The sequence below is a fragment of the Nocardiopsis akebiae genome (assembly GCF_018316795.1).
Classification (GTDB): Bacteria; Actinomycetota; Actinomycetes; order Streptosporangiales; family Streptosporangiaceae; genus Nocardiopsis; species Nocardiopsis dassonvillei.
The window spans coordinates 1,915,601-1,940,902 of the sequence record NZ_CP074132.1 but is presented as its reverse complement, the minus strand read 5'-3'; the positions used below and the strand labels follow the sequence as shown (position 1 = coordinate 1,940,902).

At 72.0% G+C, this 25,302-nt stretch carries 23 protein-coding genes and 1 tRNA gene; 7 read left to right on the top strand and 17 right to left on the bottom strand.

All coding sequences use genetic code 11. The features are described from left to right. Positions 1-59 precede the first annotated feature (59 nt). The 4 genes from KGD83_RS08295 to nadD form a co-directional block, all read right to left on the bottom strand. Positions 60-132, bottom strand: a tRNA-Ala gene (locus tag KGD83_RS08295). An 80-nt stretch (positions 133-212) separates the two neighbouring features. After that, positions 213-836 (bottom strand): histidine phosphatase family protein, encoded by a 624-nt coding sequence (locus tag KGD83_RS08290; protein WP_212643261.1) that lies wholly within the window; start codon positions 834-836, stop codon positions 213-215. Positions 837-870: 34 nt separating this feature from the next. Beyond that, positions 871-1,269, bottom strand: coding sequence for a ribosome silencing factor (rsfS, locus tag KGD83_RS08285; protein WP_047870575.1), 399 nt, complete (start codon positions 1,267-1,269; stop codon positions 871-873). Positions 1,270-1,286: 17 nt separating this feature from the next. Beyond that, the gene (nadD, locus tag KGD83_RS08280) at positions 1,287-1,940 is read right to left on the bottom strand and encodes a nicotinate-nucleotide adenylyltransferase (RefSeq protein ID WP_256448850.1); all 654 of its coding nucleotides are present in this window, start codon (positions 1,938-1,940) and stop codon (positions 1,287-1,289) included. A 231-nt stretch (positions 1,941-2,171) separates the two neighbouring features. Here nadD and KGD83_RS08275 point away from each other — a divergent pair, with 231 nt between their 5' ends. Beyond that, positions 2,172-3,227: a M48 family metallopeptidase gene (locus KGD83_RS08275; protein WP_212643260.1), complete on the top strand. Its 1,056-nt coding sequence runs from the start codon at positions 2,172-2,174 to the stop codon at positions 3,225-3,227. A gap of 191 nt (positions 3,228-3,418) precedes the next feature. Here KGD83_RS08275 and KGD83_RS08270 read toward each other — a convergent pair whose 3' ends face one another. The 3 genes from KGD83_RS08270 to KGD83_RS08260 all read right to left on the bottom strand — a co-directional run bounded on the left by KGD83_RS08270 (position 3,419) and on the right by KGD83_RS08260 (position 6,880). Continuing rightward, positions 3,419-4,150, bottom strand: coding sequence for an alpha/beta hydrolase family protein (locus KGD83_RS08270; RefSeq protein WP_212643259.1), 732 nt, complete (start codon positions 4,148-4,150; stop codon positions 3,419-3,421). A 175-nt stretch (positions 4,151-4,325) separates the two neighbouring features. After that, entirely contained in the window at positions 4,326-5,297 is a 972-nt protein-coding gene (locus tag KGD83_RS08265; RefSeq protein ID WP_212643258.1) for a hypothetical protein, read from the bottom strand. A 308-nt stretch (positions 5,298-5,605) separates the two neighbouring features. Further along, on the bottom strand, positions 5,606-6,880 hold the full coding sequence (locus KGD83_RS08260; protein WP_212643257.1) for a glutamate-5-semialdehyde dehydrogenase: 1,275 nt from the start codon (positions 6,878-6,880) through the stop codon (positions 5,606-5,608). 543 nt (positions 6,881-7,423) lie between these two features. Between KGD83_RS08260 and KGD83_RS08255 the strand changes: the two genes are divergently transcribed. The 3 genes from KGD83_RS08255 (at position 7,424) to KGD83_RS08245 (ending at position 10,349) form a co-directional block, all read left to right on the top strand. Then, entirely contained in the window at positions 7,424-8,716 is a 1,293-nt protein-coding gene (locus tag KGD83_RS08255) for a phenylacetate--CoA ligase family protein (protein WP_249352215.1), read from the top strand. Between the two features lie 106 nt (positions 8,717-8,822). Continuing rightward, positions 8,823-9,785 carry an aldo/keto reductase gene (locus tag KGD83_RS08250; RefSeq protein ID WP_212643256.1) on the top strand — a complete coding sequence of 321 codons (963 nt, stop codon included), beginning with the start codon at positions 8,823-8,825 and terminating at the stop codon, positions 9,783-9,785. A gap of 99 nt (positions 9,786-9,884) precedes the next feature. Continuing rightward, positions 9,885-10,349, top strand: a complete 465-nt coding sequence (locus KGD83_RS08245) for a MarR family winged helix-turn-helix transcriptional regulator (RefSeq protein WP_013154379.1) — start codon at positions 9,885-9,887, stop codon at positions 10,347-10,349. A 260-nt stretch (positions 10,350-10,609) separates the two neighbouring features. On the opposite strand, the gene KGD83_RS08240 is transcribed toward KGD83_RS08245, so the two are convergent. The 4 genes from KGD83_RS08240 to KGD83_RS08225 all read right to left on the bottom strand — a co-directional run bounded on the left by KGD83_RS08240 (position 10,610) and on the right by KGD83_RS08225 (position 15,290). After that, positions 10,610-11,665 (bottom strand): 3-oxoacyl-ACP synthase III family protein, encoded by a 1,056-nt coding sequence (locus tag KGD83_RS08240; protein ID WP_212643255.1) that lies wholly within the window; start codon positions 11,663-11,665, stop codon positions 10,610-10,612. An 85-nt stretch (positions 11,666-11,750) separates the two neighbouring features. Beyond that, on the bottom strand, positions 11,751-12,500 hold the full coding sequence (locus tag KGD83_RS08235) for an HAD family hydrolase (RefSeq protein ID WP_212643254.1): 750 nt from the start codon (positions 12,498-12,500) through the stop codon (positions 11,751-11,753). Between the two features lie 35 nt (positions 12,501-12,535). Further along, a complete protein-coding gene (locus tag KGD83_RS08230; protein ID WP_212643253.1) occupies positions 12,536-13,639 on the bottom strand; it encodes a ScbA/BarX family gamma-butyrolactone biosynthesis protein in 1,104 nt (367 codons plus the stop codon). Between the two features lie 178 nt (positions 13,640-13,817). Next, positions 13,818-15,290, bottom strand: coding sequence for an MFS transporter (locus tag KGD83_RS08225; protein ID WP_212643252.1), 1,473 nt, complete (start codon positions 15,288-15,290; stop codon positions 13,818-13,820). A 222-nt stretch (positions 15,291-15,512) separates the two neighbouring features. On the opposite strand from KGD83_RS08225, the gene KGD83_RS08220 reads away from it, so the two are divergent. The 3 genes from KGD83_RS08220 (at position 15,513) to KGD83_RS08210 (ending at position 20,343) form a co-directional block, all read left to right on the top strand. After that, positions 15,513-17,174, top strand: coding sequence for an FAD-dependent monooxygenase (locus tag KGD83_RS08220; RefSeq protein WP_212643251.1), 1,662 nt, complete (start codon positions 15,513-15,515; stop codon positions 17,172-17,174). Between the two features lie 588 nt (positions 17,175-17,762). Further along, positions 17,763-18,926, top strand: coding sequence for an AMP-dependent synthetase (locus KGD83_RS08215; protein WP_212643250.1), 1,164 nt, complete (start codon positions 17,763-17,765; stop codon positions 18,924-18,926). 457 nt (positions 18,927-19,383) lie between these two features. Continuing rightward, positions 19,384-20,343, top strand: a complete 960-nt coding sequence (locus KGD83_RS08210) for a cyclase family protein (protein WP_212643249.1) — start codon at positions 19,384-19,386, stop codon at positions 20,341-20,343. 115 nt (positions 20,344-20,458) lie between these two features. On the opposite strand, the gene KGD83_RS08205 is transcribed toward KGD83_RS08210, so the two are convergent. The 6 genes from KGD83_RS08205 to rplU form a co-directional block, all read right to left on the bottom strand. Continuing rightward, positions 20,459-20,905, bottom strand: coding sequence for a type II toxin-antitoxin system PemK/MazF family toxin (locus tag KGD83_RS08205; protein WP_212643248.1), 447 nt, complete (start codon positions 20,903-20,905; stop codon positions 20,459-20,461). A 37-nt stretch (positions 20,906-20,942) separates the two neighbouring features. Beyond that, complete coding sequence (locus tag KGD83_RS08200) at positions 20,943-21,833, bottom strand: alpha/beta hydrolase fold domain-containing protein (protein WP_212643247.1); 891 nt, start codon at positions 21,831-21,833, stop codon at positions 20,943-20,945. Positions 21,834-21,923: 90 nt separating this feature from the next. Continuing rightward, positions 21,924-23,081: a glutamate 5-kinase gene (gene proB / locus KGD83_RS08195; protein ID WP_212643246.1), complete on the bottom strand. Its 1,158-nt coding sequence runs from the start codon at positions 23,079-23,081 to the stop codon at positions 21,924-21,926. Between the two features lie 81 nt (positions 23,082-23,162). Beyond that, complete coding sequence (gene obgE, locus KGD83_RS08190; protein ID WP_212643245.1) at positions 23,163-24,527, bottom strand: GTPase ObgE; 1,365 nt, start codon at positions 24,525-24,527, stop codon at positions 23,163-23,165. 122 nt (positions 24,528-24,649) lie between these two features. Next, positions 24,650-24,910, bottom strand: a complete 261-nt coding sequence (gene rpmA, locus KGD83_RS08185; RefSeq protein WP_047869455.1) for a 50S ribosomal protein L27 — start codon at positions 24,908-24,910, stop codon at positions 24,650-24,652. Positions 24,911-24,924: 14 nt separating this feature from the next. Further along, complete coding sequence (rplU, locus tag KGD83_RS08180; protein WP_212644319.1) at positions 24,925-25,236, bottom strand: 50S ribosomal protein L21; 312 nt, start codon at positions 25,234-25,236, stop codon at positions 24,925-24,927. Positions 25,237-25,302: the final 66 nt, after the last annotated feature.

The window sequence follows — 25,302 nt, the reverse complement described above, 5'->3', positions numbered from 1 at the left end:
AACGAAGGACGACCCGGCGAGGCGGCCGAAGACCGCCGAGCAGGGTCGTCCTGAGTCCGTGGAGCTATGGGGATTCGAACCCCAGACCTCCTCCATGCCATGGAGGCGCGCTACCAACTGCGCCATAGCCCCTCAAGGGAGTCGATCGGACCTGTGGTGGTCCCGCCGACTCCCTGAACCATAGCGGAATCCGGCCCGAACGTCGAAACGGTTCAGGCGTCGTCGCTGAGCACGACCGGCTCGGGGAGGCTGGCCGCGTTGTGCTCCAGCAGCCGCCACTGCCCCCGCCGCTCCCGGAGCACCGACCAGCAGCAGTTGCTGATCGGTCCCAGGATCTCGCGCTGTTCGTCGGGGACCCCCAGCATCCGGGCGATCCCGACCCTGAGGGCGGCGCCGTGGCTGACCACGACGAGCAGCCCTCCGGTCGGGGTCTTGCCCAGTCCGCGTTCGACGGCGGCGCGCATCCGGTCGCCGACCTCGGCGATGAGCTCCCCGTCGGGGATGTCCATGCGCGCGTGTTCGACAGGCCAGCGCGCGGACAGCTCCGCCCCGGTCATCCCCTCCCACGAGCCGCCGAAGCGCTCGCGCAGCCCCTCGTCGAACTCCACGGGCACCCCGGAGGCCCGGGAGAGGTATCCGGCGGTGTCGGCGGCCCTGGTCAGGTCGGAGGCGACGATGACGTCGGGGTTCAACGAGGCGAGCAGTTCCCCCGCCCGCCTGGCCTGGGCGTGGCCGACCGGATCGAGTGCGATGTCGGTCTGCCCCTGGAAGCGGTTCTCCACGTTCCAGGACGTGCGTCCGTGCCGCCAGAACAGCACACGAGGGGTGTCGCTCACGTGGTGTGTCTCTCCGCTCGCAGTGGGGTGGGGGTCAGAACTCGTCCAGCGGCGTGCGCTGGGCGCCGCGCGCGCCCTCGGGCAGGTCGATCTCGGGGCAGTCCTTCCACAGCCGCTCGAGGCCGTAGTAGCCGCGCTCCTCCTCGTGCTGGATGTGCACGACGATGTCGGCGTAGTCCAGCAGGACCCAGCGGCCGTCACGCTCGCCCTCGCGCCGGACCGGCTTGGCACCGGACTGGAGGCGGAGCTGGTCCTCGACCTCGTCGACGATCGCGCGGACCTGCCGGTCGTTGGGGGCCGAACACAGAACGAAGGCCTCGGTGATGACCAGCTGCTCGCTGACGTCGTAGGCGATGATCTCCTGGGCGAGCTTGTCGGAGGCGGCTTCCGCCGCGACCCTGACCAGCTCCAGTGCCCTGTCGGTGGCTGTCACGTTGTGCTTGCTGCCTTTCAGCTCTCTAGGTAGAGCCCGGTCTTGTTGATGTAGCGGACGATGCCGTCGGGGACCAGGTACCAGATGGGTTCGCCCTTGCGGACGCGTTCCCGGCACTCGGTCGAGGAGATGGCCAGCGCGGGGACCTCCACCAGGGAGACCTTGCCCTTGGGCAGTCCGGTGTCACTGAGGTGGTGACCGGGCCGGTTACAGCCTACGAAATGTGCGAGCTCGAAGAGTTCGTCGACGTTGTGCCAGCTCAGGATCGCGCCCAGCGCGTCGGCTCCGGTGATGAAGTACAGCTCCACGTCGGGGCCGTACTTGGCGCGCATCTCGCGCAGCGTGTCGAGGGTGTAGGTGGGTCCCGAGCGGTCGATCTCGATTCGGTCGACCCGGAACTGGGGGTTCTCGGCGGTGGCGATGACCGTCATCAGGTAGCGGTCCTCGGAGGGCGTCACCTTGGCCAGGTCCTTCTGCCAGGGCTGGCCGGTGGGGACGAACACCACCTCGTCGAGCCCGAAGAGGTGGGCGACCTCGCTGGCCGCCACGAGGTGGCCGTGGTGGATGGGGTCGAAGGTGCCGCCCATGATGCCGACCTTGGTCGGACCGGTTCCTCCCCGCGGCGCGGGGGAGTCCGCGTTGCGGGATGCGTCGGAAGCTGCGTGCGCCACTGTGCGCTCCGTTTCGCCGTGGACGTTGCCGTTGCCGGGATCGGCCAACCGAGATTAGCCGACGGAGGGCACCACCGCCGTCCCCTTCCTCCCTTTTTGGTCCTGTCACTCGGACAACGAACGCCGTGTCGGGTTCCTTCCCCCGGGCGCGTCGGCGCCGCTCGGAAATCACGTCATATCTCGAAGCCGGAAACCGTGGCCAAGCGCGATCACGGCGCATAGCATGCCGATATGGCCAACTCACCAGACCGCGTCCGCGTCCGGCTCTCCGAGATCTCGCCTCGTGCCTACGAACACCCCGCCGACCGGGGCGCCCTGGTCGCGCTGCGCTCGCTGCGCGGGTTCGACGAGGTGTTCAAACGCCTGTCGGGGCTGTTCAACGAGCGCGCCCTGCGACTGATGTTCCTGTCCAGTGCCGTCCGGGTCGGGCCCACCCAGTTCCCCCACGTGTACGACTACGTGCGCGACGCCGCCTACGTCCTGGACATGGACGAGGTCCCCGAGCTCTACATCCAGATGAACCCGAAGCCGAACGCCATGGCGATCGGCAGCAACCGCCCGTTCATCGTGATGACCACGGGACTGTTCGACCTGCTGGACGCCGAGGAGCAGCGCTTCGTCATCGGCCACGAGGTCGGCCACATCCTCAGCGGCCACGCCGTCTACCGCACCATGCTGCTGGCCCTGATCCGGCTGGCCACCCGCGTGGCGTGGGTGCCGCTGGGCTTCATCGGCATCCAGGCCATCGTGGCCGCGCTGGAGGAGTGGTACCGCAAGTCCGAGCTGTCCTGCGACCGCGCCGGGATCCTCGCCAGCCAGAACCCCGAGGCGGGCAAGCGGGCCCTGATGAAGCTGGCGGGCGGTTCCAGGCTCGTGGAGATGAACCCCGACGCCTTCCTCGAGCAGGCCCGCGAGTACGAGTCCGGCGGCGACGCCCGCGACGGCCTCATCAAGCTGCTCAGCCTGGTCGGGCAGACGCACCCGTTCGCGGTGGTGCGCCTGGCCGAGCTGCACCGGTGGATCGAGGACGGTTCGTACCAGAGCATCGTCAACGGCGACTACCCGCGCCGCTCCACCGACCGCGACGCCCGGGTGGGCGAGGAGGCGCGCAAGGCCGCCAACTCCTACAAGGAGTCCTGGGAGCGCACGGGCGACCCGCTGCTGGGCACCCTGCGCGACGTCGCGGGCAGCGCGGCCAGCGCGGGCGGCAAGATCTTCGACACCGTCGCCGACCGGTGGCGCAACGGCTCCTCCCGCACCAACCAGGGCTCGGGGACCTCTTCCTGACCGGTCCTTCCCCGAGGCACCAGCGCCCGGGAACCCGGCACCGGTCCCCGACGCGCGCGGGGACGGATGCGCTACCCCGAGGGGCGGCCCCGGGCGCGGGCCGCCCCTCGGGCGTGTCCGGCGGGTGCGGCTCCGCTGGGCCGGGGGCTCCTCCGTCGCGGGACGCGACCGCGCCATCGGGCGCGGGCGGCTCAGAACAGGTCGTCGAGGTAGGCCCGCGCCTGCCGCCAGGCGAAATGGGCCGGGTCGATGACCGCGAAGTGGTCGGCGCCGACCGGCTCGCGGTGGTCCACCGCGTCCCCCGCGGCACGCGCGGCGGCCACGTAGGCGCGGCTGTGGTCGACCGGGACGCGCTGGTCGGCGTCCCCGTGCACGACGAGTTGGGGCACCCCCAGCGGCACGCGCAGCAGCGGCGAACTGGCGGCGTAGACCCGCGCGGAGGGGACGGGGCCCAGGAACGGCTCCACCGCTCCCTCGCCCAGTCCCTCCCGCGCGCAGCGCTCGGGATCGGTGACGGGGGCGAGGGCGACCACGGCGCGCACGGGCGTGCGGGGGTGGAGCGCGTTGAGCAGCGCCAGGTGCCCGCCCGCCGAATGGCCGACGGACACCGTGCGGGACAGGTCGTAGCGGTCGGGCTCGCGGGCCGCGGCCTCAGCGAGCGCCGCCAGCGCGCGGTCGACGTCGTCGAGAGTCTGCGGCCAGCCGCCCCCGTCGTCGCCGGTGCGGCGGTACTCCACGTTCCACACCGCCCATCCGGCGGAGGCCAGGTCGCGGGCCAGCGGGTCCATGAGCCCGGCGTCGAGCCCGTCCCGCCACCAGCCGCCGTGCAGCAGGGCGGCGACGGGCGCGGGCGCGCCGCCCTCCGGTTCCCACAGGTGCGCGATCTGGCTGGGGTGTTCTCCGTAGGGAACGGTGGTGGGCACGCGTCGCTCCTCGTCCTCGGGTCGGCCTTTCGCGGACGGTAACAGCCCTCCCCCGCCGTCCCCGCCGCGCGTACCCACGACGGGCCACGGCGAGGCCGGGAACCCGGGCACACGACAGCGCCGACGGCGGGGCCGTCGGCGCTGTCGGGCGTCCTGGTGTGACCGGGAGCGGGTCCTAGAAGGCGGGACCGGCGGCCATGGCCTCGTCGATGGTCGTGGATCGGGCCTCCTCGACCTCCTCGACCAGGTCGTCCTCGTGGGCCTCGAACTCCTCGACCACGGCGGCGGAGAAGCTGCGCAGGGCGATCTCCTCGGTGAGGATGTCGCCGCGGACGCGGTTGTTCTCACCGATCTGGGCGGTCGGGCTGTTGGCGGAGGTGGACAGGTCACCGCCGACGATGTTGTTGTCGACGTAGACGCCGCCGCTGACGCCGGTGACGCTCAGGTCGCCGTCGACGTAGTTGACGGAGGAGCAGAAGCCCTCCTGCTCGCCGGCGCCGACCGCGACCGGACCGGTGCCGCCGCTGTAGGCGGCCGCGCCGATCACCTCGCTGTCGCAGAGGATGCCGCCGCTGGCGGGGTTGTTGACGGTCAGGGCGCCGCGCACCACGGAGTCGTAGATGTCGGCGTACTCGACACCGTCGGCGTTGACGGCGCCGCCGATGCGCGAACCGGAGACGTAGACGGCGCCGACCTCGGCGTTGATGCTGTGGACGGAGGAGTCCACCACGTAGGCGAAGCCGTCGGTGTTGCCGCCGTCGACCGGAACGGCGCGCAGGGCGGCACCCGTGGAGCTGTTCTCCAGGTAGGTGCCGTAGGAGCCGCGGTTGACCACGCGGTCACCGACGGAGCTCTCCTGGGAGTCGAAGTATGCGTCCTGCTGGACGGTCACCTTCCCCTCGATCTCGCCGCCGATGATGTGCAGGTTGGCACCCTGGCGGACGGTGACGTCGCCCTGGATGACCGTGCCGTCCAGGAAGCAGCTCTTGCCGGCGGGGACCGCGAGGTCCGTGGGCAGGGTGATGGCACCGCCGTGGCCCGAGCAGAGGGTGACCAGGTCAGCCTGGGCGGGAGAGGCCATCAGCGTGACACCACCGACGGCCAGGGCGGTCGTGGCGATGGCAGCGACCTTGCTCCGGAGCTTCATTCGGGGGATTCCTTTCGTTGTGACCGTGGGGGGGCGACACTCCGAACGATGCGGAAGCGCGCCGTGAGACACCACAGTGAAATTACCGACCAGCCGTCGCTTTGGGAATACGTGCTAGACGAAGATTCGCTTCTGTCCAGGTTTCCAGCGGGAAAACGCTCCAGATGCCAACGGCCCCTCGGCCCCCGGATGTCACTATCGGTCGCACGACGAACACACGCGCCCGACCGCACGTCGCGGGCGGGCCCGTGGCGTGCGGTCCCTCGCGGTCCAGGCCGCCCGCGCGAGGGCGGCCCCGGCGCGCGCGGCTACCTGAGGTGGCCGTCCCCGGTGACCACGTACTTGGTGGAGGTCATCTCGGTCAGCCCCATCGGGCCCCTGGCGTGCAGCTTCTGGGTGGAGATGCCGATCTCGGCGCCGAAGCCGAACTCTCCGCCGTCGGTGAACCTCGTGGAGGCGTTGACCATGACCGCGGCGGAGTCCACCCGTGAGACGAAGTACCGGGAGGCCTTCAGCGAGTCGGTGACGATGGCCTCGGTGTGCTGGGTGGAGTACCTGCGGATGTGGGCCAGCGCCTCGTCGATGGTGGGCACCACGCGCACGGCCAGGTCCATGGACAGGTACTCGGTGGCCCAGTCCTCCTCCGTGGCCTCGACCACCCTGGCTCCGGTCGGGTGGGCGGCCGCGGCCTCCAGCACCCGGGGATCGCCGTGCACGGTCACGCCGCTCTCGCCGAGGGCCTCCAGCACGCGCGGCAGGAACTCCTCGGCCACGGCCTCGTGCACCAGCAGGGTCTCGGCGGAGTTGCACACCGAGCAGCGCTGCGCCTTGGCGTTGGTGGTGATGGCCACGGCCTTGTCGAGGTCGGCGTCGGCGTCCACGTAGACGTGGCACAGGCCCTCGCCGGTCTCGATGACCGGCACGGTGGAGTCACGCACCACGGCCTGGATGAGGGAGCCCCCGCCGCGCGGGATGAGCACGTCCACCAGGCCTCGCGCGCGCATGAGCGCGGTGGAGGACTCGCGGGTTCGGCCGGGCACCATCTGGACGGCGTCCACCGGGACCCCGGTGCCCTCCAGGGCGTCCCGCAGGACCCCGACGATGGCGGTGTTGGAGGAGTAGGCCGAGGAGGAGCCGCGCAGCAGGGCGGCGTTGCCGCTCTTGAGGCACAGGGCGGCGGCGTCCACGGTGACGTTGGGGCGGCCCTCGTAGATGATGCCGATGACACCGAGCGGCACCCGGATCTGGCGCAGGTCCAGGCCGTTGGGCAGCACGGACCCGCGCACGGACTCGCCCACCGGGTCGGGGAGCTCGACGATCTCGCGGACGGCCTCGGCGATGTCCTCGATCCGCTGCGGGGTGAGGGTGAGCCGGTCGACCATGGCCGGGCTGGTGCCGTCCTCGCGGGCCCGCGCCACGTCCTCGGCGTTGGCCGCGGTGATCTCGTCGGACCGCTTGACCAGGGCGTCGGCGATCGCCAGCAGTGCGGCGTCCTTGACAGCCCGGCTGAGCGGGGCGAGGTCGGCCGCCGCGTTCCTGGCCCGCCCGGCTACCGCGTGGACCTCGCGCTCGATGTCACTCATGGTGCTCTCTCTTGGTTGGGAGGCCATCCCGGCGTACCCGCCCTGCGGCGTCGAAGGGTCTCAGGGGCGTGCGCCGGGGTGAACGCTTCCAGCGTATAGCGCGGCCCCGCCGGACGGAGGTTGTCCACGGGGCGGAGTCGGGCACGCGCGGCCGGGACGTCCGGGCCGGCCCGCCACCTCGGCCTCCGCCGGGCGGACGCCGGTACCCGGACCCGAGCCGGTCACCAGGCGTGACGGCCCGCAGCTCACACGTGAGGAAGGTCATACCACACGGGAAACGACGGCCCGTCTCACGGGAACACCCCCGACGACGGACGATAACGAAAGGTGCCCACACGGTCACACGGGCCCGGAGACCGCCTCGGATATCGTCGCATTCTCTCGAATGGACGCATTCCGAAGTCAACTGTGGCCCCGCCCCGCCGACGACTGGACGACGAAGTCCGGGAACTTCTGGTCACTTCGGATTCACCAATGGCTCCGCAGCAGTACGAACGCCCGTGATCGGCCGTATTTGAGTACACCAGGAACGCGAGTGCGCGAATGACAACGAATCTCGGTCCACGAACGACCCTCGGCGGGGCTCCGTCCACGGCACGGGCGCTGGCCAGGCTGTCCAGGATTCCGGGGCTGCGGGAGAAGTACCTCCGCCACACCTCCGGGACCTCCGCGCCGGAACTGTCCGACCTCCCCACGCTCGACAGGGACGAACTGGGCCGGGCGATCGACACCCTGGTGCGCACCGACCCGTCCGCCCTGACCCGCGCCTCCCTGAACGTCATGGGGGGCACCCGGTCGACCATGCGCCTGGGGGCGGTCCCGGCGGACCTGTACCTGGACGAGATAGCGCCGCACGTGCGCCCCTTCGAACAGGGCGACCTGTTCACCACCCTCGGGACCCCGTTCCACATGCGGGCCTGCCAGGAACTGCACAACGGACTCGCCTCCAGGGCCGGGGTGCCCACACTCTCCATGGACGCGCCGACCGACCAGATGATCGACGCCTACCTCGACCTGTTCGAGCGCCACGGGGTCAACGCCCTGGGCACCACCCTCGACACCTTCCGGAGCCTGCTCCGCTACTGCGCCGCGTCCGGCCGGGACCTCGGCTTCCTGCGCAAGGTGCTGTGGAGCGGTCCGGCCATGGACGCCGCCACCCGATCGCTGATCCGGACGCACTTCCCCCACCTGCGCACGTGGGCGCTCTTCGGCTCGGCGGAGACCTGGATCATCGGGCACAGCGGCCCGGACTGCGCCAACGACACCCTCCACCCGCTCCCCCACCAGTACACGGAGATCGTCGACGGGCGCATGCTGGTGACCGTCACGCACGAGAAGGCGGTCGTCCCGCTGCTGCGCTACGAGACCGGGGTCGCGGCCGAATGGACGGCCTGCCCCTGCGGTCTGCCCGGTCCCGCGGTGCGCACACACAGCCGCATAGACGCCCCGATGGGGCCGCTCAGCCGCGTGGTCTCCCCCCTCGACCTCGTGCCGCTGGCCATGCGGCTCGACTCGGTGGAGGCGGCCCAGGTCGTCCTGGTCGATCCCCACACCGAGGACGAACGGCTCCACCTGCGGGTCCGGCTGCGTCCGGAGACCAGGTCCGAGCTCTACACCGGCGAGTGGATACGGCAGCACGTGCTGTCCGAGTCGCTGGGGCTGTCCGAGGTGACGGAGGAGGCTCCGGAGTCCTTCGAGGTCATCGTCTCCCGGCACATGCTGCGGGAACTTCCGGACGGGTCGGCCCCCGAGTTCCTGGTGCGCGAGGGGGGACGCCTCCGAATCCAATCGATATCGAGTCATCGTCAGGGTTCTTATGGTACCTTCTCGGCATAGGTTCAGGAGGGCAGGTCGCAGGCGCCGTATGCGGCGCCCGGGTCGCACCCCCGGGCAGCGCCTCCCTGAGTCGCGCCGAGCACGACCACCGAGCACAGGAGTGCGCATGCGGACTGTTCCGCTGACCACCGACGGCCCCACCGTGTCCGCCCAGGGGCTGGGCTGCATGGGGATGAGCGAGTTCTACGGCCCGGGAGACGAGGCCGACTCCCTCGCGACCCTGAACCACGCCCTGGACCTGGGCGTCGGCTTCCTCGACACCGCGGACATGTACGGACACGGGGCCAACGAGGAGTTGGTGGGCAAGGTCGTCCGGGAACGGCGGGAGGAGGTCGTCCTCGCCACCAAGTTCGGGATCGTCCGCGACCGCGGGACCGGTGCCCGCAGCCACCGCGGGGACGCGGAGTACGTGCGCGCGGCCTGCGACGCCAGCCTCTCCCGTCTGGGCGTCGAGACGATCGACCTCTACTACATGCACCGGCGCGACGCCTCGGTCCCCGTCGAGGAGACGGTCGGGGCCATGGCCGAGCTGGTCGCCCAGGGCAAGGTGCGCCACCTGGGGCTGTCCGAGGTGAGCGCCGACGAACTGCGCGCCGCCCACGCCGTGCACCCGATCGCCGCCGTGCAGACGGAGTGGTCGCTGTGGAGCCGCGACGTGGAGGAGTCCGTGGTGGGCGAGTGCGCGCGGCTCGGTGTGGGCTTCGTCCCCTACTCCCCGCTGGGGCGCGGTTTCCTCACCGGGGCCCTCCCTCCGGTGGAGGAGCTGTCCGCCGACGACTTCCGCCGCGGCAAGCCGCGCTTCTCCGGCGAGAACGCCGTGCGCAACCAGGATCTGCTCGCCATCGTGCGGCGGGTGGCCGACGCACACGGCGCGACCCCGGGCCAGGTCGCCCTGGCGTGGGTCCACGCCCGGGCCGAGCGCTGGGGCCTGCCCGTCGTTCCCATCCCGGGAACCAAGAGGCGCGAACGCCTGGAGGAGAACGCGGGCGGCGCGGACCTGGTCCTCTCCCCGGAGGGCCTCGCCGAACTCGACACCATCGCCGGCGCCACCGCGGGCGCGCGGTACTGACCCTCCTCCGAGCCGGAGTGGAGCGGGCGGCTCCCGGCGCCGGCCTGACGACCGGCCGACGAGCACGGAGGGACAGGCGCTCTGAGATACGATTCCCAGATGACCCAGCTTCCCATGGACCAGCGGATCGGTCATCACCTGAAGCGCGCCGAGCAGGAGCTGATCTCCGCGAAGCACGCTGTTCTGAGGCAGTTCAACCTCTCGGTCCCCCAGTACACGGTCCTGCTCGTGCTCTCGGAGGAGCCCGGGGCCTCAGGTGCGATCCTGGCCCGCAGGTGCCTGGTGACCCCCCAGACCATGTCCTCGGTCCTCGCGACCCTGAGCAGGCGCGAACTGATCGAGCGCAAGCCCCACCCGCTGCACTCACACATCCTGGAGACGAGGCTCTCCCCCAGCGGACAGGACCTGCTCGCCAAGGCGGACGAGGCCGCGATCCGGGTGGAGATGCGGCTGAGCGAGGCGTTCAGCAGCGAGGAGGAGGGTGAGTTCGTCCGCTTCCTCAGCCGGTGCGCGGAGGTCTCCGCGGAGACACGCACCGAACTGGCGGACCTGGGCGAGGAGTGACCCCCGTCCGGGCGTGCGCCCCGGCGCCACCCCGCGGGGAGCCGGGCGGGGCCCCGCCCCGCCGCTCCGCGGGCGCCCGCCTCCCGCGCCTTCCCTGACAGGTGCCCGAAGGGGCGCTCCACGAGGCGTCCCGGGAAAGGCGTCCGGAACAGGCCGCGCCCCCACGGTCGGGACACCGGCCGTTCACGCACGTCCCGGGATGGAGCGTGCACGGCCCCGGGAACCGGACACGCACCGCCCGCCCTCCGGCCCGGGAGGGGTCACGCGGGCACGTGGACCGGAGTCGTCCCCGCGGAGCGGACCGAACGGACCACGGAGGCCGCCCTCGCCGCCACGGGGCTCCACCGCACGAGGGCCAGCCCGACGCTCATGCCGCCGCCGAACCCCGCGAGCAGGACGAGGTCGTCCCGTTCGAGCCGCCCGGCGCGGTGCACCGTGTCCAGGGCGACGGGCACCGATCCCGAACCCGTGTTGCCATGGGTCTGCACGGTCAGGTGGAGGCGGGCGTTGTCCAGGCCCAGCGACGGCCAGACGTCCTCGAGCATGGCGCCGTTGGCCTGGTGGGGCACGAAGTGGCGGATCTCCTCCCGGTCCACGCCCAGGCCGTCGAGCATCCGGTGGACCGCCTCGGGCAGCCGCCGGGTGACGTACTCGCGCACGCCGCGGCCCTCCATCGTGAAGAAGTGCCCGCCCTGTCCCAGGGTCTCCGCGGAGGCGGGCAGGCGCGAGCCCCCGGCCGGAACCCTGATCAGGCGGTGGTGGTCACCGTCGGTGAGCAGTTGCGTCCCCATGACGCCGCCGCGGTCGGGTGAGGGCCCCAGCAGGACCGCGCCCGCGCCGTCGCCGAACAGGACCGCCGTCCTGCGGTCGCCGTAGTCGAGGATCCGGGAGTAGATGTCCGCGCCGACGACCAGCGCGTAGGCCTCCCCGTGCGGCCGCAGCAGGTGTTCGGCCACGGAGAGGGCGTAGACGAACCCGCTGCACACGGCGTTGACGTCGAACGCCGCCGCGGACCGCGCGCCGAGCAGGTGCTGGGTGATGCTGGCCGTCGCGGGCTGGGGGTGGTCCGGAGTGGACGTGGCGACGATGACGTAGGCCAGGCGGTCCGCGGAGACGCCCGCCTGCGCCAGGGCCCGGCGGCCGGCCGCCGCGGCGAGGTCGGAGGTGGCCTGGTCGGGGGCGGCGCGTCGGCGCTCGCGGATCCCCGTCTTGCGGCGGATCCACTCGTCGGTGACACCGGCGGTGCGGGCGATCGGCTCGTTGCCGACCACTTCGTCCGGCAGGTACGAGCCCGTGCCGAGGATGGCGATGGTCATCGTGCTGTCTCCTTCTTGCTGGACTGCGGGGAGGGGAGGGCGCGGGTTCGCCTCCGCACAGCGCGGAGGCGAACCCGGCCCGGCGTCACGCGTTCACCGACGGGAGGGACGGGGCTCCCTCCGGAGCGCCGGGGCCCGGGCGGGCGGAGCGGACGCGTTCCCATCCGTTGGCCTCGGCGTGCGCCGTGAGCGTCGCGTCCTCGCCGACGGCGACCGGGACTCCCACGGCCGACAGCAGGGCGAGGTCGCTGGAGTGGTCTCCGTAGGCGGTGCACGAGGACAGGGGTACTCCTCTCACCGCCGCGGCGGCCCTGGCGGCGCTCTCCTTCGTCGCGCCGATCATCGGGACGAGGACCTCACCGGTCAGGCGCCCGCCGCGGACGACCGGCCGTGTGCCCAGCGCCCAGTGGGCTCCGGCCTCCTCCGCGATCGGGTCCAGGCAGGCGGAGAAGGAACCCGAGAGCAGGACGACCAGGTCGCCCTCGGCCCGGTGGCGGCGCAGGCGCTCCAGCACCGGCGTGTGCCAGAAGCCCGGCGCGCGGGCGGCCTCGGAGAACCACGCCCGGCCCTCGGCGCGCAGCCCCTCGACGGACTCGCCCGCCATGAGGCGGTAGTAGAGGCGGTTGACGTCCTGGCGGGGCACGCCCCGGGCCGCCGCCGCCCTGAGCCGGGCCACGGCCCGCTCGTAGGAGCCGGGCGGCCCGGAGCCGTTCCCGAGGTGGAACTCCAGGAACGAGAACATGCTCTTCGGTCCGATGAGCGTCTCGTCCACGTCGAAGAACGCGATGCCGCGCCCCCGGGTACCCGGGGTGTGCGCTCCGTTCGGAGGGGTCATGGCTTCTCCCGTCGTGTGGGTCGGTAGGGTCCGCTTCACGCGGGGAGGCGGACCAGGCCGACCTGGATCCGGCAGATCGACGCGCCCCTCTGGAGCACGTCCACCCCGACGGAGGTCGGGGCGGGTTCCGGGCCGCCGGTGGGCGCGAGGAACTCCACGATTCCGCCCTGCGTGTAGTAGACGCCGTCCTCCTCTGCCCCCTCCGCTCCCGCCGGAGCGGTGACGGCCCGTATCTCGGTCCGGGGCTCCAGTTCGCCGAAGCTGGTGAAGGCGGCGGTGATCTCGGTGGGGTAGGCCTTGGCCGGCGAGGTGCCCCGGACCTCCAGGAGCGTGTTCAGGGCCAGCTGGCGCCCTGCCTCGATCAGGACCATGCCCGGCAGGTGGTCCTGGGCGTGGTCGAACAGGCTCGGGTGATGGGGCAGCACGCGCAGGGAGGCCGACACGGTGTCCCCGGCGCCCGTGAGCCCGGTCAGGACCACGTTGTCGCCGTTCGACCGGCCGACGAGGTAGGGGGCGGGGACCTCCCCGCCGACGGTGAAGTCGAAGGTCTCCGTGGAGGGCACCGGCTCGCCGGAGCGGTTGCTCAGGCGCAGCGCCTCGTAGCTCTCCGGGGACTTGAACCGCAGCCCGACGACGGCGTTGCCGACCTCCGTGCCGCCGACGAAGAGCCGGAACCTGGCGTCGTAGCCGACCACGCGTCCTTCCTTGACCCTCTTGTCCCCGACTGAGCAGAGCATGCGGAGGGCGCACGGAGCCGTCCCCACCGTCATCAGTTCGGGGCGCGTGATGGTGATGCCCAAGGTGGTGAGCACGAACTTGTGGTCGAAGGGGACGCCGTAGTGGGTGTGCGCGATGGCCAGCCCCACCTGTCGGCATGCTTCGAGCAGCAGCACGGGGTCGTGGCGGCGGGGGCGGAGCAGGTGGTCGCCGTAGTAGGCGTGCGAACGGGGGAGCTGGGCGGCGGCCGCGTGGGCGTCCCCGCCGAGGGGCTGGGTGTCGGTGACGAAGACCTCCGCCAAGGACTCCCGGTGGACGACGGTGCGGTCGACGGTCCGCTCGTAGTCCAGGGCCGGGCCCTCCGGGTCGGCGGTCACGGTGCCGGCGGCGCCGTTGAGGAGGTGGTGCACGGGCATCTGCATGGTCTGTCTCACATTCCTCGGGCTTGCGGTCCTGATCTGGGGCCGCGGCGGGGAGCGTCTCCCGCGGTGCGTCGGTGCGTCGGTGCGTCGGGACGGGGGACGGGGTACGGCGGGGCGGGGTTCGGGAGGGGCGGCCGGCGGTGGACGGGGGCCCGGGCGGGGGTCCGCGGGGCCCCGCCTAGCGGAGCTCGCGTTCCCTGACGACGAGGAACGTGACCACCGCGCCTGCCAGGGCGAGGAGCGCCAGACCCAGGAACGTGGTGTGCATCGCGGAGGTGAGGCTGGCCGAGACGGCGTCCAGCGCGGTCGAGCGGTCCACCTCGGCGAACTGGCCCAGCGCCGTTTCCAGTCGGCCCTGGGTGGCCTCGCCCGCCAGGGTCCGCTCCTGCTCGGGGTCGGCGAAGGGGAGGTCGAGCGTGTTCAGGGACAGGGTCGCCAGCACGGACCCGGCTCCGGCGATCGCCACGCTCTCCCCGGTGATGCGCATGGTGTTGAAGATGCCCGAGGCCATCCCGGCCCGCTCGACCTCCACGGAGCTGAGCGCCGCGTTGTCCATGACTCCGAAGGCGCTTCCCACCCCCGTGCCGAACAGGGCCAGGGGAGCGGCCAGCGCCGTCCAGTGCTGACCCGGCTGGAGGGTCGTCAGCCACAGGGATCCGCCCGCGATGAGCAGGGAGCTGGTGGCGAGCATGACCCGCAGGGGGAGCCTGGCGGCGAGCTGCCCGGCCAGCATCGGCAGGACGAGCACCGGCAGGGTCAGGGGCAGGAGCAGGGCCCCGGCCTCGGCGGCGCCGAACCCGCCGACGCCCTGGAAGAAGGGCGGCAGGTAGACGAGCAGGACCACGAAGCCGAAGGTGATGGTGAAGGGCTGGCAGACGACCACGACGAACGTGGGCCGCTTGAACAGCGAGAGGTCGAACATCGGGCGCCGGACCCGTGACTCCACCACGACGAAGGCCGCGAGGAAGACGAGGAACCCGACCGCCGATCCGATCGCGCTCAGGCTGAGCCAACCCGCCTCGGCGCCCTGGACGAAGGCGAGGGAGAGCAGGAACAGGCTGGTGCTGAAGGTCATGACGCCGCCCCAGTCCACCGAGGTGGAACCGGGGTCGCTCGACTCCCGGATCGAGCGGACCAGGAGCAGGACGACGGCGGCGAACGCGAGGTTCATCAGGAACACCATGCGCCAGTCCAGGAAGTTGACCATCAGCCCGGCGACGAAGGGCCCCATGGCCAGTCCGAAGCCGAAGGAGGTGCCCAGGAGGCCGAAGGCCCGGGCCCGGGCCGCTCCCCGGAAGGAGTCGGCGAGGATCGCCGATCCGCTGGTCATGATGCCCGCGGCGCCGATGCCCTGGACCGCGCGGGCCACGTCGATGACGAGGATGTTGGAGGAGAGGCCGATCACCGTGGCCATCGCGGTGAAGACGACGAGGCCGATGACGAGGACCCGGCGCCTGCCGAAGCGGTCGGCGAGTCCGCCGGCGGCGAGCATGAACGCCGCGAAGGTGACGTTGTAGGCGTTCTGGACCCACTGGGCCTCGCCGACGCTGGCGTTCAGGTCGGCCGCGAGCTGGGTGAGCGCCACGGCCGGAGCGGTGACGGCGAGCGGCAGCATCACGCTGGACAGAGCGACGGCGACGAGTGTGGCCACCGCCTGTCCCCTGGTCAACGGGGCGGGAGCGCTCCGCGCGCCCTGCCGATCCGTTGCTTCTATCGCCATTCCCCTACCCCTCAATTCGCTTCCTTATAGCCATCCATTCGTGGATGAGCATAAGGTGTCTTATGTTCATCGTCAATCTTATAGAACTGGCCGCGTGCGCGGTGGGCGGACCCTGGACGCCCACCGCGACCCGTTCGATCGGAGCTCCCCGAAATGCAGTTGACCAGCGACGACACCGCTTCCACCCGCGCACGCAGCGCCCCCGCCGACGTCCTCGTGGTCGGTGCCGGGCCCGTGGGCCTGACCGCCGCGTGCGAGCTTCTGAGACGAGGAGCACGTGTACGGCTCATCGACCGCGCCGAATCCGCCTCCCCCTTCCCCAAGGCACTGCTGCTCTGGCCGCGCACCCTCGACCTGCTGGACGACCTGGGTGCCCTGGAATCCACCCGGCGGGCGGGTATCGGCATCCGCAGGTTTCGCTACTACTCCTCCGGCGACCCGCTGGCCACGTTCACGTTCCCCGAGCACCTGGCCCCGTTGTGCCTGCCCCAGAACGAGACCGAGCGCGTGCTCACCGAGCGGCTGCACGCGCTCGGCGGGCGCGTCGAACGGGGGGTGCGGCTGCTCGCCCTCGACGGGCTGGACTTCTCCGGAGACATCACCGCGACCGAGGGGGTGACCGCGATCCTCGAACACTCCGACGGGACCGTCGAGCGCTACCACGCGCCCTTCCTCATCGGCGCGGACGGCGCGGGCAGCGCGGTGCGCGCCCAGATCGGCACGGGCTTCGTGGGCGGCACCTACGAGTCGGCGTTCGCCCTCGTGGACTGCCGCGTCGAGGGGGAGCTGCCCGCCGACGAGGCGCTCTACTACCAGTCGCCCCGGGGCGCCCTGGTGATCGTCGCCCTGCCCGACGGCGTCTTCCGGTTCTTCGCCAGCCTCCCGCCCGGGGAGAAGGCGGGGGTGGACTTGCTCCAGCGGATCACGGACGAGCAGGGCCCGGGAGGCGTCCGGCTGGTCGACCCGGTGTGGGAGTCCGTGTTCCGCGTGCACCGGCGGCACGCCGACGACTTCCAGCGGGGCCGCGTCTTCCTCGCCGGGGACGCGGCGCACGTGCACAGCCCGGCCGGGGGCCAGGGCCTCAACACCGGGATGCAGGACGCGCAGAACCTGGCCTGGAAGCTGGCCGCGGTTACACGGGGCGAGGCCGGACCGGAACTGCTCTCCACCTACGGCCCCGAACGCAAGGACGTGGCGCGGCAGGTGGTGCGCGACACCGACATCCAAACACGCGGGTGGATGCTCCAGCACCCCGTGCAGACGGCGGGCCGGGACGCGGCCTTCCGGATCCTGGAACCGGTCATGGAACGCGGATACCTGCCTGTCATGGCGGGTTACCGGTTCCGCTACACACCCGCTCGCCTCACCCAGGAGCCCACCTGGCCCTCCCTGTGCCGGGTGACCGGACGGCTGGCGGGCGCCGTCCGCACCGGCCACGCCCTCCCCCGCTCCCTCGCGGTGGACCTTGGCGTCGCCGGGCACGGGGAGGCCGGGAGCGGGCAGGGGTTCCGCGGGTGGACGCTCGCCGTCACACCCGGCCGCGGACGCACCCGGGACGGGGAGCCGTTCTCCGGGCTCGTCGCCGACCGGCCCCAGGTGCGGACGGTGGCGCTGAGCGCCGACCAGGCCTCGGAGCACCGGCTGTGCTCGGCACCGGGCTACCACCTGGTCCGACCGGACGGCTACGTCGCCGCCCACGGGCACGCGCGGGACCACGCCCGCCTGAGGGTGGAACTGGCCGTGCACCTGGGGGCGGCGGACGGTCGGCGACACGCGCCGGGGGCCGCCGGGCAGGCCGCGCCGAGCCGAGCCTGAGAGCCCCTCCACACGGCGCCCGGCGGCGCCGACGGCGCTCGGCACCGCCGGGGGCTCCAGCGCCGACCGGGACCGAACGGCGGGGGCCGCACCCCGCGGCGGCCCCCGAAGCGACACGGTCACCCCGGGCCCTCTCCCCCGCGCACGCCGGGTCGTGCCCCAGCGCCGTCCGCGGCGCCGCGGCAACCACCCCCGTCCCGCTCGGCAAGCGTGATCGGTGAGCAAGGTCACTCGACCGCATCCGGCCACCGGGGGAACACGCTCCGAGGCGTCTCCCAACAAGTGAACATGACCTGCGGTGATCACACGCTCACCAGCAGGGGAAATCTCCACCATGTTCCTCGGTGAGGGGATCTGCTTTACTGTCCAACGGCCTCGAACCCGCCATGCCGACCACGAAGGCATTCCCCGAGAAGAATTAACAGGAATTCCACATTCATTAACGTCACCGCAGCCGTCCCCGGCGGGATGAATGAATCCCTAACATCCAGAGATGCGAGCACGAGAATGACGATGAATATCGGAGGAAAAGTGGAGGGGCCGCTCTCCCTGGCCCACGCGTTACAGCGCCTGGCGAGGATCCCGTCCATGAGGCGCAAGTACGGCCGTCACCTCGTGCTGGGGCGCAGGCCCCGCTTGGTGGACCTGCCTCCCCTCACCCGGGAGGAACTCGGCGAGGCCGTCGACACGATGATGCGGGAGTCCCCGGCCGAACTCTCCCGGGCCTCGCTCCACATCATGGGAGGAACGACGTCCACGAGCCGGTTGGGCGCGCTGCCCTCCGACCTCCACGTGGACGAGATCGCCCCGCACCTTCAGCCCTTCGCGCCGGGCGACCTGGTCGCGAGCCTGAGCACCCCGTTCCACATGCGCGCGTCGCACGACCTGCACAACGCGCTCGCCGCACGGGCCGGCGTCCCCACCCTGTCGCTCGACGCCCCGACGGACCAGATGATCGAGCCGTGCCTCGACCTCTTCGAGCGGCACGGGGTGAGCGCCTTCGCCGCCACCCTGGACACCGTCCAGCGCGTCCTGCGCTTCTGCGCCGCGTCCGGACGGCGCCTGGACTTCCTGCGCAAGGTGCTCTGGAGCGGACCGGCGATGGACGCGGGAACGCGCTCGCTGATCCGCACGCACTTCCCCCACCTGCGCACATGGGCCCTGTTCGGCTCCGCGGAGACCTGGATCATCGGGCACAGCGGGCCCGACTGCGCGATCGACACCTTCCACCCGCTCCCCTACCAGCACACCGAGGTCGTCAACGGACGCATGCTCGTGACCGTCACGCACCGGAAGGCGGTCGTCCCCCTGTTGCGCTACGACACCGGCACCGGAGCCGAGTGGACGTCGTGCGCCTGCGAGCTGCCGGGCCGGGCCCTGCGGACCAACAGCCGCATAGACGCGCCCTACGGTCCGCTCAGCAGTCTGGTGTCCCCCGCCGACCTGGCGTCGCTCGCCCTCCAGCTCGACTCGGTGGAAGCCGCCCAGGTGGTCATGATCCGTCCGCACACCGAGAACGAGCGGCTGCGCCTGCGTGTCCGGCTCCGCCCCGGGACGGAGCCGGACCTGTACACCGTCGAGTGGATCCGGCACCACGTGGTGTCCGGCTGCCTGGCTCTGGCGGAGGTAATCGAGGAGGCCCCCGAGACCTTCGAGGTGACCCTCTCCCGGCGGCTGCTGGACCAGTCCTCGGACGGCTCGGCGCCGACGACGGTGGTCCGCACCGCGTCCCGGGGCCGCTGCTCCGCGTAACCCGTTCCCGCCACCCGGCCCCGCACAGGGCCGGGCGGGAATTCACCGGTACGGCGCGAGCGCGGCGCCCGCGGAATACTGAGGGGCGGGGTCTGCCACCTCGAGGAGGAATTCCCTCCGTTCCCCGGATGGGCGCGGCGGCCCGGGGGAGGGGACGCACTCCGTTCCACACAACGGGTTCGGGGAAAGGCGGAAAGCGCCGTGCAGAGTCCGGACGCGCCCCGACCACTCCGGCTCTTGCGGCTGCCCCGCCGCAGAACGACGCCTCCCGGAACGGGCGCGAGCCTCCGCGTCGGCCCGCCGCGTGTCCGGCGGGCCGCCTTCCGCAGCGAGACCGCCGGCCCGCGCCCGCCTTGAACACAAGACACCGCATGGTCCACAGGCTTCACTTTTAGATAAGAGATCGTATACTCATTCCAGCTCGAACAGACAGCAGACCTGGAAGAGGAACACTGCGATGTGCGGACCCCACGTGATCCACAAGGCCCGGAAGACGTTCATGGGCGCATCGGGGCACGCCCCGGAAAAGCCGGGGAGCACGATCACGGCGGAGCGTCCGGCGCCGCCCGCGCGCCCGGCCGGCGCGGGCCTGGGCCGGAGGCGCATGCTGACCGGTTCGGCCGCCGTCGGCGCCGTGCTCACCGGGATCGGCGCCCTAGGAGGGCCGGTGGAGTCCGCCCACGCCCAGACCATCGCCGGGATCAGCCCGTCTCGGCTGACGGTCACCGACCTCACCCACGTCCTCCACAACGACTTCCCGATCTACCGGCCCTACATCCTCGACCCGAACATCTTCCAGTTCGCCTCGATCGAGGAGGACGGCTTCAACGCGCTCAAACTGGAGATCGACGAGCACACCGGGACCCACTTCGACGCGCCGTGGCACTTCAACGACAGCGCCGACGCGCTGCACACCCACGAGGTGGACCCGCGCGACCTGGTCTGTCCGCTCGTCGTCGTCCGCATCGCCGACCGCGCCGCGAGGCACTACGACGCCCAGGTCACCGTGGCGGACCTACGCCGCTGGGAACGGCGCCACGGCCGCATCCCCCGGGGCGCCCTGGTCGCCATGGACTCCGGTTGGAGCGCGCGGGTACTCCAGAGCGAGGAGGCGATGCTCAACCGCGACAGCGACGGCGTCGCCCACTTCCCCGGGTTCGACATCGAGGCGATCGACTGGCTCCTGAGCGCGCGGGACATCGCCGGGATCGCCGTGGACACCCCGAGCTTCGACTACGGGCCCGACTCCGCCTCCAACCCCGAGGCGCACGTGTTCCTCCTCGGGGAGAACAAGTACGCCGTCGAGATGGTCGCCCACCTGGAGACGGCTCCCGAGAGCGGCGCGATGGCGATCGTCGGCGTCGCCAACATCCGGGGCGGTTCCGGCGGTCCCGTACGCCTGTTGGCCCTCTCCTGAGACGACGTGGGCCGCAGGGCCCCGGCGGCGGTCCTGCGCCCCGGGGCCCGACCGCCTCTCCGGCGGGGACCGGGCCGGGCCCGGGACCCGCGGACGTGCGACCGCCTTCCGCCGCTCAGCTCCACCCGTAGCGTGCCCGCAGGACGTCGGCGACCATCCAGAACAGCTCCTCGTCCATGACGGCCGCCTCCCTGCGGATGTCGTCCTCGTCGAACTCGAAGAGCCGGTCCACCCGCACGTAGGAGTCGCGCTGCTCCCGGTCCCAGGGGCCCGAGCCCACGGGCAGCCAGTTCTGGCGTTCCCACGCCTCGGGGCGCTGGGAGGACAGCATCAGCCCGTGCAGCCGCCCGCCCCGGCGGCCGACGACCAGCAGCGGGCGGTCCTTGCCCCGCCCCGGGTCTTCCTCGTAGGGGACCCACGTCCACACGATCTCGCCCGCGTCGGCGAGTCCGTCGCGCTCGGGCGCGTAGACGAGCCTGGTGGCACTGGCGGCGGTGGGGATCTCGCGGACCTCGCCCCGGTGGGGGTGGTCCTCGCTTCGGCGCGTCGTTCGTTCGCTCACGCCCGCATCCTAGGGCGTCCGCCCCGCCCTGGGGGCCTCACAGGTCCTGGACGGTGCCGATGATGCTCGCCCGCGCCCGACTGCCCTCGGGCACCGGGACCAGCGGGTAGACGTGGAAGGCCCCCTCCTCCTCGTGCAGGTCCACCTCTCCCCCGGCCCGCGCGACGAGCGCGCGCAGGCGCCTGGTGTCGGGCAGGAACACGTCGCGGGTGCCGATGTAGAGGTCCATGGGCGGCAGGCCGGAGAGCACGCCGTTGACTGGGCTGAGCCGGGGCAGGGACAGGTCGTCGCCGTCAGCCCACACCTTGGCGGCCTCCTTGAGGCCGACCGGGCTGAGCCAGGGGTCCCGGCCCTCCACCTCGGCGATGTCGGGGTTGGACATGGTCAGGTCCGCCCACGGTGAGACCAGGATGAGCCGCGCGGGCTGGGGCAGACCCTCCTCCGGCAGCGTCTGGGCGAGGGCCAGCGCCAGGCCCGCCCCGGCCGAGTCCCCGGCGAACACCGTGCGCTCCGGCACGACGTGCTCCAGCAGGTCGCGGTACACGGTGTGGAGGAAGCCGAACGCCTCGCGGTAGGTGTGCTGGGGCGCCAACCCGTAGATGGGCACCTCCACCCGGCAGCCCACGTCCGCCATGCGCGAGATCAGCACCCAGTGCCAGGGGGAGATCTCGCTGATGTAGGAGCCCCCGTGCACGTACAGGACGGCCTTGTCGGGGTCCTCCTCCCGGTCCCGGGCGAGAACCGTGTAGCTCGCGAAGCCCCCGACCTCCCGCCGGGTGGTCTCGTGGCGCTTGGCGACCCAGTGCGGCGGCTCGGGGTCGTCCTTGGCCTCGTCGATGCGCTCGCGCGCGCCCTCGACGGTCTCCATGGGGCGCTTGCGCGCCACCCGGAACGCCACCGCGAGCATTCTCGCCACCAGGCTAGGCATGGGTGTCTTCACTCTCCTCGGGGGATGTCCCCGACATTGCCACACGGGTGTCGCGGCGGGACGGGACCGCGGCAGTCCGGGGAACGCGGTCTAGAGCACGACCAGGTCGTCCCGGTGCACCAGCTCGCGCTCGTAGGAGGGGCCCATCTCGCGGGCCAGCCACCGTGTGGACCTGCCCATCAGGTCGGGCACCTCGGCGGCGTCGTAGTTGACCAGTCCGCGCGCGACGACGGAGCCGTCCTCGTCGCACAGGTCCACCGGGTCGCCCGCGTTGAAGTCGCCGGTCACCCTCACCACACCGGCCGGTAGCAGGGACGCCTTGTCCCGCGCCACCGCCGTGACCGCGCCGGGGTCCAGGACCAGGCTGCCCCGCCCAGCGGTGGCGTGCGCCAGCCAGAGCTGGCGGGCCGAGGGGCGCCGTCCGCGCCCCGGGGCGAACAGGGTGCCCGCGGACCCGCCCTCCAGGGCCGTGCGGGCGTTCGCGGCGGAGGTCAGCAGGGTGTGCACGCCCGCCTCGGTGGCGATCCGCGCGGACGCCACCTTGGTGACCATCCCGCCGGTGCCCACTCCCCGCCCGCCCGCGCTGCCGATGTCGATGCCGTCCAGGTCCGCCGGACCGCGCACGAGGCTGACCACCGACGACCCCGGAGCGGAGGGGTTGCCGTCGTACAGGGCGTCCACGTCCGAGAGCAGCACCAGCGCGTCGGCGCGCATCAGGTGCGCCACCAGCGCCGCCAGGCGGTCGTTGTCGCCGAACCGCAGCTCGTGCGTGGCCACGGTGTCGTTCTCGTTGACGATGGGCAGGGCGCCGATGTCCAGCAGGCGGCGCAGCGTGCGCTGGGCGTTGCGGTGCTGCACCCGCCGCATCATGTCCTCGACCGTGAGCAGGACCTGCGCCGCGGTGAGGCCGTGCCCGGCCAGCTCGGCCGTGTACGCGGCCAGAAGGAGCCCCTGGCCCACGCTGGCGGCGGCCTGCTGGGAGGCCAGGTCGCGGGGTCTGCGGGCCATGCCGAGCGGGGTCATCCCGGCCGCGACCGCCCCGGAGGAGACCAGGATGACCTCCTGGCCCGCGGCCCGGCGGTCCGCCAGCACCCGGACCAGGTCGCGGATACGGCAGGAGTCGATCCGGCCGTCGGGTGTGGTCAGGGAGGACGATCCCACCTTGACCACGACCCGGCGCGCGGCGGCCACCGCCGCGCGCCCGGAGGCCTCCAGGGAGTCGGTCTGTTCGAGTCCTGCGCTGTGCACCGTGTGGGGCTTTCCATCCAGTGGCGCGGCACCGGGCGCCGCGCTCGTGCCTGTCGGCCGGGCCGTCGGTCCCCGCGCGGGTCAGCCCAGCCGGGCGTCGGACCCGCGCGGGCCGGACGGGACGGCCTCGGCGTCCGTGGAGGGGTCCCAGTCGAAGACCACGGAGTCCTCCTCGGTGCCGATGTGCACCTCGGCGCCCTCCGTGGCGCCCGCCTTGGCCAGCTGCTCCTCGATACCGAGGCGGTTGAGCCGCTCGGCGAGGTAGCCGACGGCCTCGTCGTTGGAGAAGTCGGTCTGGCGCACCCAGCGGGCGGGCTTGTCGCCGCGCACCTGGAAGGCGTTGCCGCCCAGCGGCACCACCTGGAAGGGCGCTTCGCCGATGGCCTGGGGGCGGATCACGACCCGGGTGGGCTCCGCGGGCGGCGCGGCCTCGCGGGCCGCGGCCACCTGCTCGCCCAGGGCGAAGGACAGTTCGCGCAGCCCCTCGCGGGAGGCCGCGGAGACCTCCAGGACGCGGTAGCCGCGCTCGACCAGCATCGGGGTGACCATCTCGGCGAGCTCGCGGGCCTCGGGGACGTCCACCTTGTTCAGGGCGACCAGGCGCGGCCTGTCGGACAGGTCCACGCCGGTGCTGCGGCCGTAGGCGGACAGCTCCGCCTCCAGCGCCTCCAGGTCGCTGACCGGGTCTCGGCCCTGCTCGTAGGTGGCGCAGTCCAGCACGTGCAGGAGGGTGGAGCAGCGCTCGATGTGGCGCAGGAACTCCAGGCCCAGCCCCTTGCCGTCGCTGGCCCCCGGGATGAGGCCGGGCACGTCGGCGATGACGTACTGGACGTTGCCCGCCTCCACCACGCCCAGGTTGGGCACCAGGGTGGTGAACGGGTAGTCGGCGATCTTGGGGCGGGCCGCGGACATGGCGGCGATCAGGGACGACTTGCCCGCGCTGGGGAAGCCCACCAGGCCGACGTCGGCGATGGTCTTCATCTCCAGGCGCACGTCGAAGCCCTGGCCCTCCTCGCCCTTGAGTGCGAAGCCGGGGGCCTTGCGCCGCTTGGTGGCCAGCGCGGCGTTGCCCAGGCCGCCGTGGCCGCCCTCGGCGAGCACCAGGCGGGTGCCGTGGCCGACCAGGTCGGCGACGACCTCGCCGTCCATACGGCTGACCACGGTGCCGTCGGGCACCTTGAGGACGAGGTCCTCGCCCTTGGCCCCGGCGCGGTGGCCGCCCTGGCCGGGCGTGCCGTTGCTGGCGGCGCGGTGCGGGCGGCGCTGGTAGTCCAGCAGGGTCGCGGTCTGGGTGTCGACCTCCAGGACGACGTCTCCGCCGTGGCCGCCGTTGCCGCCGTCCGGACCGCCCAGCGGCTTGAACTTCTCACGGTGCACGGAGGCGCAGCCATGCCCGCCGTTCCCGGCCTTGACGTGCAAGACCGCCTCGTCGACGAAGTCAGGCATAGCTCTCCCCGTTACTCTCCGGCCCCCGAGCGGGGGCCTGGACACACACGCGTCATCCAGTGACAACGCGAGAGGCGGGCCAGTGTTCCCTGGCCCGCCCTGTACAACGTCCGCGCGCGTGCCTACTCGGCGGCGGCGGGAACGATGTTGACGGCCTTGCGGCCGCGGAAGCTGGCGAACTTGACCTCGCCGGCGACCAGCGCGAACAGCGTGTCGTCGCCACCGCGGCCGACGTTGGCGCCGGGGTGGAACTTGGTGCCGCGCTGACGGATCAGGATCTCACCAGCCGAGACGCTCTGGCCGCCGAAGCGCTTGACGCCGAGGCGCTTGGCGTTCGAGTCGCGACCGTTACGGCTGGACGAAGCGCCCTTCTTGTGTGCCATTTCTTCCAGGCCTCCTACTTCGCCGCGATGCCGGTGACGCGCACCTGGGTGTGCTTCTGGCGGTGACCCTGGCGCTTCTTGTAACCGGTCTTGTTCTTGTACTTCAGGATGTTGATCTTGGGGCCCTTGGTCTCACCGAGGACCTCGGCGCTGACCGTGTAGCCGCTCAGCTTGTCGGCGTCGCTGATGACGTTGTCACCGTCGACGACGAGGATGGGCTGCCATTTGATGGTGGCGCCGGTCTCGTCGGAGACCTTGTCGATGTTCAGGACGTCATCGACAGACACCTTCTCCTGTCGGCCGCCCGCTCGCACGATCGCGTACACCGGGTAACTCTCTTCCTGCTCGCTCAACGAATAATGCTCGGGACCATCCCCGAGACATGAGCCCGG